Raw genomic sequence first — 13,358 nt, 5'->3', positions numbered from 1 at the left:
GGCCGGCGGTCCGGGCCTGAGGCTCGCGGGATGGCCCGAGGCCGACCGGGCGGCTACTCCCCGCCGTACTTGTCCGTGGCCGCATGCGGGTCGAGCGACAGCCGGTAGCCGCGCTTGACGACCGTCTGGATCAGCTTGGGCGCCCCCAGCGCCACCCGCAGCCGGGCCATCGCCGTCTCCACCGCATGCTCGTCCCGGCCCGCGCCCGGCAGCGCCCGCAGCAGATCCGCGCGGGAGACCACCCAGCCGGGGCGGCGGGCCAGCGCGCGCAGCAGCGCCATCCCGGCGGGCGGCACCGGGCGCAGTACGCCGTTCACCACCACGGCGTGGCCGCGGATCTCGACACGGTGCCCGGCGACCGGCAACGCCCGTGTCCGGCCCGGGAGTTCGCGGCACAGCAGCTGCACCAGCGGGCCCAGCCGGAACCGTTCGGGCTGGTGGGTGGGGACGTCCTGCGCCTGGAGCGGCAGCGCGGTGACCGGTCCCACGCACACCGCCAGCACGTCCTGCCGCAGCGCCGCCAGCGCCTCCTCCCGGATGCCGCGTTCCCCGGCGCGGCGCAGCAGCGATGCGGCGGCGGGGGCGCTGGTGAAGGTCACCGCGTCCACTCCGCGGGCCAGCACGGCGTCCAGAAGGCGGTCCACCGGGCCTATGTCCTCCGGCGGCATCCAGCGGTACACGGGGACGCCGACCACCTCGGCGCCATCGGCCCGCAGCGCCTCGACGAAGCCCGGCAGCAGTTCCCCGTGCAGCTGGATGGCGACCCGGCGCCCCGAGACGCCCTCCGCCAGCAGCCGGTCGAGCACCTCGGCCATCGACTCCGAGGCCGGCGACCACTTCTCGTTCAGCCCGGCGGCCCGGATGGCGCCGCGCACCTTCGGGCCGCGCGCCAGCAGCTCCACCCCGGCCAGCCGCTCCAGCAGCGCCTCGCCCAGGCCCCAGCCCTCGGCGGCCTCCACCCAGCCGCGGAAGCCGATGGCGGTGGTGGCCACGACCACGTCCGGCGCGTCGGCGATCAGGTCCTGGGTCTTGGCGAGCAGCTCGGTGTCGTCCGGCAGCGGGACGATCCGCAGCGCCGGTGCGTGCAGGACCTGGGCGCCGCGCCGCTCCAGCAGCGTCCCCAGTTCCTCCGCCCGCCGCGCCGCGGTCACCCCGACGGTGAACCCTTCCAGCGGCCGCACGGCGGCCGGGCCCTCTTGGTCTTGCTGCTGATCGCGCATGGTCGTCCGTCCCGCTCCGCCCAGAGAGGTGTACTGCGTGGTGCTCCGTACCGCAGCGGCCCGCGCGGTACGGGTTCCGAGGTCCCGGGCACCGGGGGCCGGAGCCCGGAGTGCCTGGGTACCAAGGGGCCAAGCCTGTCAACGTCACATGACAGGCCCGGTCCCTCAGTATTTCCCGTCTGTTACGGACGCTCCCCCAGCTCCACCCGGTGGCCGTGGCGACCGGTGTGGCCCCAGTGGCCGACGGGGCGTCTCAGACCTCGGCGTACACCGGCCGCCGGGCCTCCGCTGCGGCCTCCGGCTCCGCCGCGCTCCGTCCCTTCGCCACCGGCCGCAGGTATACGGCCCAGGTCACCGCGCCGCACACGGCGTAGCAGACCAGGAAGGACACAAAGGCGGGCGTCCCCGAGCCGGTCGCCGCGAACGACTGGCGGAAGGCGAGATTGATACCCAGCCCGCCGAGCGCCCCCACCGCGCCGATCAGCCCCATCGCGGCCCCGGACAGCCGCCGGCCGTACGCCGCGGCCTCCTCCCCCGCCAGCCCGCGCCGTACCGCCTGCGCCTGGAAGATCCCCGGAATCATCTTGTACGTCGAGCCGTTGCCCAGCCCCGACAGCACGAACAGCGCGATGAACCCGGCAAGGAACACCGGCAGGGACCGTTCCGTCGACGCATAGATCACCACTCCGGTGGCCGCGGCCATCGCGGCGAAATTCCCGAGGGTGATCCGCGCGCCCCCGAAGCGGTCCGCCAGCCGCCCGCCGACCGGCCGGATCAGCGACCCCAGCAGCGGCCCGATGAACGTCAGCGACGCCGCCTGCAGAGGCGTCCGCGCGAACTGGATCTGCAGGACGAGCCCGAAAGCGAAGCTGTAGCCGATGAACGATCCGAAGGTGCCGATGTACAGCAGCGCCATCACCCAGGTGTGCCGCTCCTTGGCCGCGTCCACGGCCGCACCGGTGTCATTGGTCACCGGGCCCAGGTTGTCCATGAACAGCGCCGCCAGCACCGCCGCGGCCACGATCAGCGGCACATACACGGCCAGCACGATCCGCGGCTGCGCGGCCCCGGCCGTACCGATCACCAGCAGCCCCAGTAGCTGGATCACCGGCACCCCGATGTTTCCGCCGCCGGCGTTCAGCCCCAGCGCCCACCCCTTCTTCCGCAGCGGATAGAAGGAATTGATGTTCGTCATCGACGAGGCGAAATTCCCGCCGCCGACACCCGCCAGCGCCGCCACCGCGAGGAAGGTGCCGTACGAGGTCCCCGGCGTCATCACCACCGCCGCCGCACTCGTCGGCACAAGCAGCAGCAGCGCGCTGAACACCGTCCAGTTACGCCCCCCGAACCGCGCCACCGCAAAGGTGTAGGGCACCCGCAGGACGGCGCCCACCACCGTCGGCATCGCCACGAGGAAGAATTTCCGGGCCGGATCCACCCCGTATTCCGGCCCCATGAACAGCACCATCACCGACCACAGGCTCCAGATGGAGAACCCGATGTGCTCGGCCAGCACGGAGAACGCCAGATTCCGCCGCGCCACCCGCTCGCCGGTCTCCGCCCAGAACCGCTCGTCCTCCGGCTCCCAGTGCTCGATCCACCGCCCCCCGCGCCTCGTCCGCATCCCGCCGGCGCCGCCGCCGTCCGTCTCCGTGACCACCTCGGCCGTCATGCCGCCTCCCAAAGCTCCTTGGCTCCTCCCTCGAAGCTAGGGATGGCGGGTTTCCACCCGATGCCGCCCGGTGACGCCGACGAAACCTTGCACTCACGGGGTGGGGCGGGGAGTGGTGAGGGACGCACCGGGACCGGCCGGGACGGCGGCCGCCGGGCCGGGACATCGCCCTACTCGGCCACCTGCCGCGGCGGGCTCATCCAGATCGTGTGGTCGCAGATGTCCATCCGCGACCGCTTGCCCCGCTCGTCGCGGACCGGTATCAGCCGGCCGGCCCTGTCACGCGGGGCGGAGACCTCGGCGGTGTCATTGCTGACCAGGCAGGTCTCGGAGGGCCGGCCGGGGTACGAGTCCCGGTAGCGGAGGCTGGTCGTCACCGTGGCGCCGCGCTGCAGATCTATCGGCATGGCCGGCCCCTGCCCCTTCCCGTCGGATTCCGGCCCCTTGCCGACATGCACCATCAGGTACGGGAAACCGTGGAAGACACAGGGCTGCGCCCCCTTGTTGACCACCGAGAGCCGGGCCTCCCGATGGGCGCTGCGCGGCACCTTCTTCAGCACCGTGAGCTTCCACCGCAGGCTTTTCGTCGTGCAGTTGGCATGCAGGGCCGCCATCCGGGCAGAGCCGCAGGCGACCGCGCCCAGGCCGAGGGTGACGGTCAAAGTGAGCGCGGCCGTGGTCGCCGCAAGAAGTGAGCGTCGCCGCACGACTCCCCCTGATTCGTTCTGGACACGGTTCCCTGCAAAGGAGGAAGCGTTTCATGCGTCCGGGGTTGCCTGTACCCGCGGGGTCGCGGTCCAGCCGACTGACGGCGGAAGGGCTCGCCGGGCCCTGTCCCCCTTGCCCGCACTACCTCTGCTCCATCACCGCGGCATCCTCCTCCGGCAGCCACCACCCCTCCCCCGGAAACGCCAACCAGCCACTCCGCCCGCCGAGTTTCCGTACGGCCGCCCGCAACGCCTCCAGCCCGGGATGGCGCAGCCCCCGCCGCCACACCATGGACACGGGCGACAACGGCACCGGATCGACCACCGGCCGCAACACCATGCCCGGCACCTCGATGAACTCCACGCTCGCCAGCACCGACCACCCCCGTTTCCGTACCACCCGGATGAATTCCTCCGACCCCTCGATCTCCGGAAAGGGCGCGGCCATCTTTATGCCCCGCCCCTCGAACAGCCGCGCCGCCAGATCCGTCCACTCGGCCGTCCCCGCGTTCCCGGCGCCCGCGTAGAGCGTCTCCCCGGCCAGCTCCGCGAGCGGCACGGCTGGCCGCGCGGCCAGCGGATGGTCCTCGCGCAGCAGCACCGCCATCGCTTCCAGCCGCACGGGCTGATGCGCGAGCCCGGCCCGTACGCCCGGCGGCAGCCCCGCGAACCTCCCGAACGACACATCCAGCCGCCCGGCCGCCAGCTCCCCCGCCGCCCCGGTCAGCCCGCTGTGAAAGCGGGCAACCAGCTCACAGCTCTCCGGCACCCGCGCCCGCGCCTCCTCCAGCACCCGGTACGCGGTCCCGATCGGCACCCCGACATCCACCAGCAGCGGCCGCTCGGCGTCGCCCCGGAACGCGGCGGCCAGCTCGTCCTGCGCGCTCAGCACCCGCCGCGCATACGGAAGCAGTCGCTCCCCCTCCACCGTCAGCCCCACCTGTCGCGTGGTCCGTACGAACAGACCGGCACCCAGCTCCCGCTCCAGCCGCCGGATATCGCGGCTCAGCGCCTGCTGGGCGACATACAGCCGCTGGGCGGCCCGGGTGAAATGAAGCTCCTCGGCGACGGCGACAAACGCCCGCAACAGCCGTGGCTCTATGTCATACGGCATCCCGCCGACCTCCCCTCCCACTGCACCACCGAACTAACAACCCAGATGCGTAAATCCCCGCCCACCAGGTGTTGGACGCCCCTCGGCCCCACCCGCGACCGTAGACGCATGATCCTCTTCCTCGCCTCCCGCCCCGTGACCGCACCCCCGGTACGCCCGGCCGCCGCCGCCCGGCGCGCACCCCGCCGCCGCCTCCCCCGTTTCCCCCGCTTCCGTCCTCTCGCCCCCTACCGCCGACTCTTCTCCCTCCCCGGCACCCGCGCTTTCACCGCCGCCAACCTGCTGGCCCGCCTCCCCATGGGCATGCTCAGCGTCAGCGCGGTCCTGATGATCGCCGGCACCCGCGGCTCCTACGCGCTGGCCGGGGCCGTCACCGCAACCGGCCTGGCGGCAACGGCGCTGATCGGCCCGCTGACCGCCCGCCTGGTCGACCGCCACGGCCAGGCCCGCATCGCCGTCCCGGCCACCGCCCTCGCCGTCCTCGGCTCCCTCTCCCTCCTCCTCTGCGTCCACTACGACGCCCCCACCTGGACCCTCTTCGCCTCCTACGCCGCCACCGCCACCACCCCCAACACCGGCGGCATGTCCCGCGCCCGCTGGGCCCACCTCTTCCACGACGACCCCGCCGCCCTGCACACCGCCAACTCCTTCGAACAGGCAGCGGACGAACTCTGCTTCATGCTCGGCCCCGTACTCGCCACCCTCCTGTGCACCGGCCTCTTCCCCGAGGCCGGCACCGCAGTGGCGGCAGCCTTCCTCCTCACGGGCGTCCTCCTCTTCGCCTCCCAGCGCCGCACCGAACCCCCCGTCAGCCCCACCCCCGGCTCACCCTCCGGTCCCTGCGGACTCTCCGCCTCGCCCGCCCGCTCCCGCTCACCGCTCCGGCTGCCCGGGCTGCCGCCGCTCCTCCTCACCTTCCTCTTCACCGGCGCCGTCTTCGGATCCCTGGAGGTCGTCACCATCGCCTACGCCGACGACCACGGCGTACGGTCCACCGCAGGCGCCATGCTCGCCCTCCAGGCAGCCGGCTCCTGCGCAGCGGGCCTGCTCTACGGCCTGCTGCGCCCGCCCCACGGGCCCGGTCGGCGCTCCCGCCGCTTCCGGCTCTGCGTCGGCGCAATGGCCACCCTGATGCCGCTCCCCCTCCTCGCCGCCCGGACCGGGAGTCTGACGGCACTGACCTGCGCCCTTCTCCTGGCAGGGATGGCCACCGCCCCGACCATGGTCACCGGCATGGGCCTGATCCAGTCCCGCACGCCGGCAGCCCAGTTGAACGAGGGCATGACCCTGGCCGTGACCGCCCTGCTGACCGGGATCGCCGCCGGTTCGGCAGCGGGCGGCTGGGCCGTGGACCACCTCTCCGGGCCGGCCCCTGGCCTTGGACTCGCCTATGCGGTCCCCGCCGCGGCCGCAGCCCTCGCCCTCACCATCGCGCTCCTCACCACCCGCCCCACCGGCACGGATGCATAAGGAGGCCGGGAGGGCCCGTGGAGATGCCGCCGCGTTCTGCTGTCCTCGTCGCTCTGTCATGTGACTGAGTGTGACGACGGCGGGGAGGCGATACATCAACCCACGGGTCTCATACCCAGGGCTGACCAACGGACCGACGGACAGGCGGGCAGGCAGCTGGGCAGGCAGGCGGGGCGGGCCCACAAAAAAGCCGTTGCCCCGCGAGGATCTCGCGGGGCAACGGCCTACATGGGATGAGTGGAGATGGCGGGAATCGAACCCGCGTCCAACGGTGCAGAATCAGGGCTTCTCCGAGTGCAGTTCGCTGCGATTTTCTCGGCCCCGGAGATCACGCGAACAAGTCTCCGACGGGCTCAGTCACTGTTTGATTTCCTCCTGGCCCCCGTGACCGGGGTCAGAAGTTTAGTTCCCTAGCTGATGCCAGGATCCGGGTCGGGAACATCCCCGGGCTGACACTTCGCAGGTCGCTACTTAGGCAGCGAGGGCGAAGGAATCGCGCTTGGTGTTGGCGATTATTGGTTGCGACATATGGTTAACGAGATCATTGCCGCTTCCTCGACTCGCTTCCCCTGCTTCGACATCCGCTGTCGAAACCGATCATCCCCATGTTGATTTATCAATCCGGCGCCCGCACGGGGCACCCGCACCCTCCGTGGGGTGCTGAGCCATCGTACGTGAACAACACACGCCGTTGCCAGCGTATTCCCCGGCAGGGCCGTCGCAGCCCCGCCGGCACCGCTCTTGCGGCAGGTCCGGCCAGGAGCCGGTGATCAGGCCCGCTGGCGGCGCCGGGCCGCCGAGACGGCGCGCTCCGCCTCCCGGCGGTCCTGCTGTTCGCGGAGGGTCTGGCGCTTGTCGTATTCCTTCTTACCCCTGGCCAGCGCGATCTCGACCTTGGCGCGGCCGTCCTTGAAGTAGAGGGCCAGCGGCACGATCGTGTGGCCGGTCTCCTGGGTCTTGGATTCCAGCTTGTCGATCTCGTAGCGGTGCAGCAGCAGCTTCCGCTTGCGGCGGGCGCTGTGGTTGGTCCAGGTCCCCTGGGCGTATTCGGGGATGTGGACGTTGTGCAGCCAGGCCTCATTACGGTCGATCTGGACGAATCCGTCCACCAGCGATGCCCGGCCCTGCCGCAGCGACTTCACCTCGGTGCCGGTGAGCACCAGGCCACACTCATAGGTGTCCAGAATGTGGTAGTCGTGCCGTGCCTTCTTGTGCTGCGCCACGAGCTTGCGCCCGGGGTCCTTGTCCTTGCCCTTTTGCTTTGTCTGCTTAGTCATCGTGTTGCCATTTTCGCACTACGCCCCCGTGCCGAGGCCACTCAATACTGTGCGGGCCCGTTTTTCCGCGCCGTTCTCGGCGATCAGGTCGGGGGTGATGCCCTGGCCGTCGACGGCCCGGCCGGAGGGGGTGCGGTAGTGGCCGACGGTGAGCTCGGCGACCGAGCCGTCGGGGAGGCGGCTGGGCATCTGGACCGAGCCCTTGCCGAAGGTCGGGGAGCCGACGACGATCGCCCGGCCGCGGTCCTGGAGGGCGCCGGCCAGGAGTTCGCCGGCGCTCATCGTGCCGCCGTCGACGAGGACGACGAGGGGGATACGGGTGTTCCCGCCGCGGTCGGCGTAGAGGGCGCGCTGGCTGCCCCGGACGTCGTACGTGGCGACCAGGCCGCCGTCCAGGAAGGCGGAGGCGGAGGCGACGGACTCGGTGACCAGGCCGCCGGTGTTGCCCCGCAGGTCGAGCAGCAGGCCGGTGTGTGAGGAGACGCGGCGCACCGCACGGCGCACGGCCTCGCCGGTGCCCTGGGAGAACGCGGCGACCTTGATGCGGGTGGGGCGGCCGGCGGAGCGGTCGACGGTGACGTTCTGGGTGCTGAGGCGGGTGCGCCGGAGGGTCACGGTCCAGTGGCGGGGACCGCGCTGGAGGTCCAGCTTCACGGGGGTGCCGACGCCCGCGGCGGGGCGGCGGGCGTCGCCCCGCAACCGGGAGACGATGTCGGTGACCGGCCGCCCCTGTACGGCCAGGCCGTCGATCGCCCGCAGCAGATCACCTGCGGCGATACCGGTCCGCGCGGCGGGGCTGCCGGGCTGGAGCCGCGACACCTGGATCCGGCCGCCGCTGCCCTGCCGTACCCACAGGCCGACGCCGACGTAGGAGCCGTCCAGCTGCTGCTCGAAGTCCTTGAACTCACCGGGGGTGTAGATCGTCGACCATCTGTCGCCGCTGCGGCTGACGACGTCGGCGGCGGCCTCGGAGCCGGATTTGCCGTCCTCCATGGCCTGGGCCGCGGCGCGTTCGACGGCCGCGCGGTCGGCGGTGCGGCCCGTGGGGGCGGCACCGGTGACCGTCGTGCCGGCCCCTGTGCGCTCCACGGCGCCCTCGGCCCGCTCGCCCCAAGTGCCGGTCGCCACACCGGCGGCGAGCACACCCGCGAAGATCAACGTCAGGGCCGCCCCGCGGCGAATGCGGCGGGGCCGGTCGTACGAACACGGGCCCGACATGCCGGTGAGTCTAGGGCAGAAAGGGGCGCCGTACGGCGAGTTGACCGTACGGCGCCCTTGGCAAAGCTCACACCTTGAGGTACTTGCGCAACGCGAAGAATGCGGCGAGGGCAGGCATCAGCAGGCCGATCAGGAGGACCAGCGGCAGCACCTGTGCCACCGAGTCCCAGCCGATGAAGTTGATGACCTGGATCTTGTCGGCCAGCCAGTTGTTGATGAGGATGGCCTTGCCGCCGACGATCAGCACACAGGCGAAGGCGGCGCCGAGCAGGCCCGCGATGGCGGCCTCCAGGATGAACGGCATCTGGATGTAGAAGCTGGACGCCCCCACCAGCCGCATGATCCCGGTCTCCCGCCGTCTGCTGAACGCCGACACCCGGACGGTGTTGACGATCAGCAGCAGCGCAACGATCAGCATCAGCGCCATGACCCCGATCGCTGCCCAGTTCATGCCGTTGAGGAGGTTGAACAGGGGCTCAACGGTGTCCCGTTGGTCCTGCACCTCCTGGACGCCGGGGCGCTCGGAGAAGGCCGACTTGATGACCTCGTACTTCGTGGGGTCCTTGAGCTTGACCCGGAAGGACTCCGGCAGCTGGTCGGGCGTCACCAGCCCGGCGACGGGCGTGTCGCCGAACTGCTCCTTGTAGTGCTTGTACGCCTGGTCGCTGGTCTCGTGCTGCACACTCTGCACGATCTTCAGATTGTGCAGCTCGGCCAGGATGTCGTTCTTCTGCTGCTGGGTGGCCGCACCCTTGGCGCAGTTGGCACCCGTGTCGGCGTCGTTCTTGTTGCAGAAGAAGATGGAGACGTTGACCTTGTCGTACCAGTAGCCCTTCATCGTGCTGACCTGGTCGCGCATCAGCAGCGAGGCGCCGAACAGGCCCAGTGAGAGGGCGACGGAGACGATGACGGCGAAGGTCATCGTGAGGTTTCGGCGGAGACCGACGCCGATCTCCGACAGGACGAACTGGGCGCGCATGGCGTCCTTTCAGTGCTGGGGGCCGTACACGCTTAGTGCTGGTAGCCGTAGACGCCACGCGACTGGTCGCGGACGAGCCGGCCCTTTTCGAGTTCCATGACGCGCTTGCGCATCTGGTCGACGATCTGCTGGTCGTGGGTGGCCATGACCACCGTTGTACCGGTCCGGTTGATCCGGTCCAGCAGCTTCATGATGCCGACCGAGGTCTGCGGGTCGAGGTTACCGGTGGGCTCGTCCGCGATGAGCAGCATCGGGCGGTTGACGAAGGCCCGCGCGATGGCGACGCGCTGCTGCTCACCACCGGAGAGTTCGCCGGGCATACGGTCCTCCTTGCCGCCGAGGCCGACGAGTTCGAGGACCTCGGGAACCGTCTTGCGGATCTGTCCGCGCGGCTTGCCGATGACCTCGAGCGCGAAGGCGACGTTCTGCCCCACCGTCTTGTTGGGGAGCAGCCGGAAGTCCTGGAAGACGGTGCCCACCTGGCGCCGCATCTGCGGGACCTTCCAGTTGGACAGCTTGGCGAGGTCCTTGCCCAGTACGTGCACGGCGCCATGGCTGGCGCGCTCCTCGCGCAGGAGCAGACGCAGGAAGGTGGACTTACCGGAGCCCGAGGAACCCACCAGGAAGACGAACTCGCCGCGTTCGATCTCCAGGGAGACATCCCTGAGGGCGGGGCGGTTCTGCTTCGGGTAGGTCTTGGAGACGTTGTCGAATCGGATCACAGATGCACCACGGTCGACCTGGGTAGGGGCACGGGTTGCCGTGTTGCGGCTCCCGTCGGTGTGCGTGACCCTACGCGAACCTCGTGTCGTGGTGCAGTCGGCGCAGGGGGTTGGTGCGTTTATTCACGGTCATTCACGGCATCTAGCTGGACAATCGCGGCATCTGGGCGGACCGTCGTGGTGGACCGCCGGGCAAAAGGAGCAGAATTCCGCGGGGCGCGCCGTTTCGCCGGGAAGCTGGCACAGTGGTAGGGGGAACCAATGCGCCTTCCGGTGCGTTGGCGCAGTGGAGAAGGAGGTCGCATGACGTACGACCGATTGGTGTGCGCCAACTGCGCGGCCCCTGTGAGCGAGGGCCGCTGCCCTGTGTGCCGGTCCAGCAGGGAACGGCTGCAGCAGCAGGACGGGATATTCGGCCAGCTCAGCCCCGTGACCCTGGTGGCCCTGCTGATCGCGCTGGTCGCGGTCGCGGCGCTGCTCCACCAGGCCGTCTGAGCGGGGGCGCGGGGCGCCGGGGCGTGTGTCGTCACCGAGTGCGACCGCATGGGTGTGTACCGATGAGTACGCCCGGAGGAACGCCGGAGGGCCCGGGGTGCCGATGCACCCCGGGCCCTCCGTTACTGCGTGTCAGCGTCAGGCCGCGGCCGCGCCGCCACCGTTCTTGTTGATCAGACGGGGCAGCATACGGAAGCCCACACCGCCCGCGATCATGGTTGCCGCACCGACCAGCAGGAAGGTCGTGCCGGAGGAACCGGTCTCGGCCAGCTCGCCCTTCGGCTTCTGCTTGGCCTGGCCGGGGGTGTCGGACATGCCTTCCTTGCCCTTGCCCGGCTGCTCGATGGGCTTGGAGCCCTCGTTGTCGGTGCCGGTGCCGGTGCTGTCGCCACCGGTGGTGCTGCCGCCGGTGGCGCCACCGCCGCCGGTGCTGCTGCCGCCGGTGTGACCGCCGGTGCTGCCGCCGTTCTGGCCGCCGCTGTGACCGCCGGTGCTGCCGCCGTTCTGGCCGCCGCTGTGACCACCGGTGGTGCCGCCGTTGTCACCACCGGTCGTGCCGCCGTTGTCACCACCAGTGGTGCCGCCGTTGTCACCACCGGTCGTGCCGCCGTTGTCACCACCAGTGGTGCCGCCGTTGTCACCACCAGTGGTGCCGCCGTTGTCACCACCGGTCGTGCCGCCGTTGTCACCACCGGTCGTGCCACCATCGCTGGTGCCGCCGTCGACCAGACCGCCGAGAGCGCCGCCGGTGGTGTCGTCACCGCCGGTGTCACCACCCGTGTCGCCGCCCGTGTCGCCGCCGGTGTCACCACCGGAGTCGCCACCGCCGAACAGCCCGCCGATGATGCCGCCGATGATGCCGCCGTCATCCTGGCCGGAGCCCGGACCGCCGGTCTCGGCCGCGGAGGCGGCGCCCGCGGCGGTGAGCGACGCACCCGCCGCGATCACCGCACTGGCCGCAATGCGCGCTACGCGCAGCCGCGTCTTCTTCGTCATGTACTGCTACCCCCAGTAGCTGAACTCGTCATTGGAGCACCGCTGTAAGGGGCGACGGGCCGATGGGGGTACGCGAGTCGCGGCCCGGCACAACAGGCAGGCCACTCATTCTCCCCGTTCATACACGCGCCCCAGACATACGCATGCCGCGCCCAGCCTTCCCAGTTCGGCCAACATCGTCAAGGTCGAATAAAGTCTCGATGCCCGAATTGCTGGGAGTTGGGCGGTACATGGACATACGACTGTGACCAAAGCCCCGAACGAAAAACAACTGCCTCCCCGGGGGAGGCAGTTGTTCCGGGGCCGGAGCGGCTACTTCTCCTGCTGCTTGCGCCAGCGGATCCCGGCCTCCAGGAAGCCGTCGATGTCGCCGTCCAGGACCGCGGAGGGGTTGCCGACCTCGAACTCGGTGCGCAGGTCCTTGACCATCTGGTACGGGTGCAGGACGTAGGAACGCATCTGGTTGCCCCAGGAGTTGCCGCCGTCGCCCTTGAGGGCGTCCATCTTGGCCTGCTCCTCCTGGCGGCGGCGCTCGAGGAGCTTGGCCTGGAGGACGTTCATCGCGGAGGCCTTGTTCTGGATCTGCGAGCGTTCGTTCTGGCAGGAGACGACGATGCCGGTCGGGATGTGCGTCAGCCGGACCGCGGAGTCCGTGGTGTTCACACCCTGGCCACCGGGGCCGGAGGAACGGTAGACGTCCACCCGCAGATCGGACTCGTCGATCTCGACATGGTCGGTCTTCTCGACGACGGGCAGCACCTCGACACCGGCGAACGACGTCTGGCGGCGGCCCTGGTTGTCGAACGGCGAGATGCGCACCAGGCGGTGCGTGCCCTGCTCGACGGAGAGGGTGCCGTAGGCGTACGGGACCTGGACGGCGAAGGTGGTCGACTTGATGCCGGCCTCTTCGGCGTACGAGGTCTCGTACAGCTCGGTCTTGTAGCCGTGGCGCTCGGCCCAGCGCAGATACATCCGCTGCAGCTTCTCGGCGAAGTCGGCGGCGTCCACTCCGCCGGCCTCGGCGCGGATGTTGACCAGCGCCTCACGGGCGTCGTACTCGCCCGACAGCAGCGTGCGGACCTCGAGCTCGTCCACCGCCTTGCGGACCGACTCGAGCTCCGCCTCGGCCTCGCCGCGGGCGTCCTCGTCGCCCTCGGCCTCGGCGAGCTCGAAGAGCACCTCGAGGTCGTCGACCCGGCCGCGCAGCTCGTCGGCTCGGCGCAGCTGGCCCTGGAGGTAGGACAGCTGGCTGGTGATCTTCTGGGCGTTCTCCACGTCGTCCCACAGGGACGGCGCCGCGGCCTGCTCCTCGAGCACGGCGATATCGGCCCTCATCTTGTCGAGGTCCAGGACGGCCTCGATCGACCCCATGGTCGAGGAGAGGGACTTCAGCTCTTCGGATACATCGACGACTGCCACGCACCCAGCCTAACGGCTACCGCCGACAGTGTGTCCCGGCCGGGGCCGCCGGATCCTCCCGGACTCCGC

The 13,358-nt window shown here is 70.5% G+C and carries 12 protein-coding genes and 1 other RNA gene; 2 read left to right on the top strand and 11 right to left on the bottom strand.

Features of this window, described 5'->3' with window-relative positions; translation table 11 throughout:
- Positions 1 to 53: 53 nt before the first annotated feature.
- From ADL29_RS09270 to ADL29_RS09255, 4 genes are all read right to left on the bottom strand, one after another.
- Entirely contained in the window at positions 54 to 1,220 is a 1,167-nt protein-coding gene (locus tag ADL29_RS09270; RefSeq protein ID WP_053923212.1) for a uroporphyrinogen-III synthase, read from the bottom strand.
- A 253-nt stretch (positions 1,221 to 1,473) separates the two neighbouring features.
- The gene (locus ADL29_RS09265; protein WP_078970855.1) at positions 1,474 to 2,892 is read right to left on the bottom strand and encodes a nitrate/nitrite transporter; all 1,419 of its coding nucleotides are present in this window, start codon (positions 2,890 to 2,892) and stop codon (positions 1,474 to 1,476) included.
- A 170-nt stretch (positions 2,893 to 3,062) separates the two neighbouring features.
- Positions 3,063 to 3,599, bottom strand: a complete 537-nt coding sequence (locus ADL29_RS09260) for a DUF4232 domain-containing protein (protein WP_053923211.1) — start codon at positions 3,597 to 3,599, stop codon at positions 3,063 to 3,065.
- 142 nt (positions 3,600 to 3,741) lie between these two features.
- A complete protein-coding gene (locus tag ADL29_RS09255; RefSeq protein WP_053923210.1) occupies positions 3,742 to 4,713 on the bottom strand; it encodes a LysR family transcriptional regulator in 972 nt (323 codons plus the stop codon).
- Positions 4,714 to 4,821: 108 nt separating this feature from the next.
- Between ADL29_RS09255 and ADL29_RS09250 the strand changes: the two genes are divergently transcribed.
- On the top strand, positions 4,822 to 6,183 hold the full coding sequence (locus ADL29_RS09250) for an MFS transporter (RefSeq protein ID WP_053923209.1): 1,362 nt from the start codon (positions 4,822 to 4,824) through the stop codon (positions 6,181 to 6,183).
- Between the two features lie 235 nt (positions 6,184 to 6,418).
- Here the strand turns inward: ADL29_RS09250 and ssrA are convergent.
- From ssrA to ftsE, 5 genes are all read right to left on the bottom strand, one after another.
- Positions 6,419 to 6,788, bottom strand: a transfer-messenger RNA (tmRNA) gene (gene ssrA / locus ADL29_RS40165).
- Between the two features lie 165 nt (positions 6,789 to 6,953).
- Complete coding sequence (gene smpB / locus ADL29_RS09245) at positions 6,954 to 7,460, bottom strand: SsrA-binding protein SmpB (RefSeq protein WP_053923208.1); 507 nt, start codon at positions 7,458 to 7,460, stop codon at positions 6,954 to 6,956.
- Between the two features lie 18 nt (positions 7,461 to 7,478).
- Positions 7,479 to 8,678, bottom strand: a complete 1,200-nt coding sequence (locus ADL29_RS09240) for a S41 family peptidase (protein ID WP_053923207.1) — start codon at positions 8,676 to 8,678, stop codon at positions 7,479 to 7,481.
- Between the two features lie 67 nt (positions 8,679 to 8,745).
- Complete coding sequence (gene ftsX / locus ADL29_RS09235; protein ID WP_046927788.1) at positions 8,746 to 9,657, bottom strand: permease-like cell division protein FtsX; 912 nt, start codon at positions 9,655 to 9,657, stop codon at positions 8,746 to 8,748.
- A 32-nt stretch (positions 9,658 to 9,689) separates the two neighbouring features.
- Complete coding sequence (gene ftsE / locus ADL29_RS09230; protein ID WP_030069385.1) at positions 9,690 to 10,379, bottom strand: cell division ATP-binding protein FtsE; 690 nt, start codon at positions 10,377 to 10,379, stop codon at positions 9,690 to 9,692.
- A gap of 303 nt (positions 10,380 to 10,682) precedes the next feature.
- Here ftsE and ADL29_RS09225 point away from each other — a divergent pair, with 303 nt between their 5' ends.
- Complete coding sequence (locus ADL29_RS09225) at positions 10,683 to 10,874, top strand: hypothetical protein (protein WP_046927787.1); 192 nt, start codon at positions 10,683 to 10,685, stop codon at positions 10,872 to 10,874.
- A 138-nt stretch (positions 10,875 to 11,012) separates the two neighbouring features.
- Here ADL29_RS09225 and ADL29_RS09220 read toward each other — a convergent pair whose 3' ends face one another.
- Positions 11,013 to 11,870: a hypothetical protein gene (locus ADL29_RS09220; protein WP_053923206.1), complete on the bottom strand. Its 858-nt coding sequence runs from the start codon at positions 11,868 to 11,870 to the stop codon at positions 11,013 to 11,015.
- 312 nt (positions 11,871 to 12,182) lie between these two features.
- Positions 12,183 to 13,289 carry a peptide chain release factor 2 gene (gene prfB / locus ADL29_RS09215; RefSeq protein ID WP_053923205.1) on the bottom strand — a complete coding sequence of 369 codons (1,107 nt, stop codon included), beginning with the start codon at positions 13,287 to 13,289 and terminating at the stop codon, positions 12,183 to 12,185.
- Positions 13,290 to 13,358: the final 69 nt, after the last annotated feature.

Origin of the sequence: Streptomyces chattanoogensis (assembly GCF_001294335.1) — a bacterium.
In the GTDB taxonomy this organism is placed as follows: Bacteria; Actinomycetota; Actinomycetes; order Streptomycetales; family Streptomycetaceae; genus Streptomyces; species Streptomyces chattanoogensis.
Note: the sequence above shows the minus strand (reverse complement) of the source record. Positions and strands in the feature narration are given on the sequence as shown.

What these genes read in the sequence shown, in the direction of transcription:
- ADL29_RS09270 (WP_053923212.1), bottom strand. Translation starts at nt 1,220, where the DNA reads ATGCGCGATCAGCAGCAAGACCAAGAGGGCCCGGCCGCCGTGCGGCCG.
- smpB (WP_053923208.1), bottom strand. Translation starts at nt 7,460, where the DNA reads ATGACTAAGCAGACAAAGCAAAAGGGCAAGGACAAGGACCCCGGGCGC.
- ADL29_RS09240 (WP_053923207.1), bottom strand. Translation starts at nt 8,678, where the DNA reads ATGTCGGGCCCGTGTTCGTACGACCGGCCCCGCCGCATTCGCCGCGGG.
- ADL29_RS09225 (WP_046927787.1), top strand. Translation starts at nt 10,683, where the DNA reads ATGACGTACGACCGATTGGTGTGCGCCAACTGCGCGGCCCCTGTGAGC.
- ADL29_RS09265 (WP_078970855.1), bottom strand. Translation starts at nt 2,892, where the DNA reads ATGACGGCCGAGGTGGTCACGGAGACGGACGGCGGCGGCGCCGGCGGG.
- ADL29_RS09255 (WP_053923210.1), bottom strand. Translation starts at nt 4,713, where the DNA reads ATGCCGTATGACATAGAGCCACGGCTGTTGCGGGCGTTTGTCGCCGTC.
- ADL29_RS09220 (WP_053923206.1), bottom strand. Translation starts at nt 11,870, where the DNA reads ATGACGAAGAAGACGCGGCTGCGCGTAGCGCGCATTGCGGCCAGTGCG.
- ADL29_RS09250 (WP_053923209.1), top strand. Translation starts at nt 4,822, where the DNA reads ATGATCCTCTTCCTCGCCTCCCGCCCCGTGACCGCACCCCCGGTACGC.
- ftsX (WP_046927788.1), bottom strand. Translation starts at nt 9,657, where the DNA reads ATGCGCGCCCAGTTCGTCCTGTCGGAGATCGGCGTCGGTCTCCGCCGA.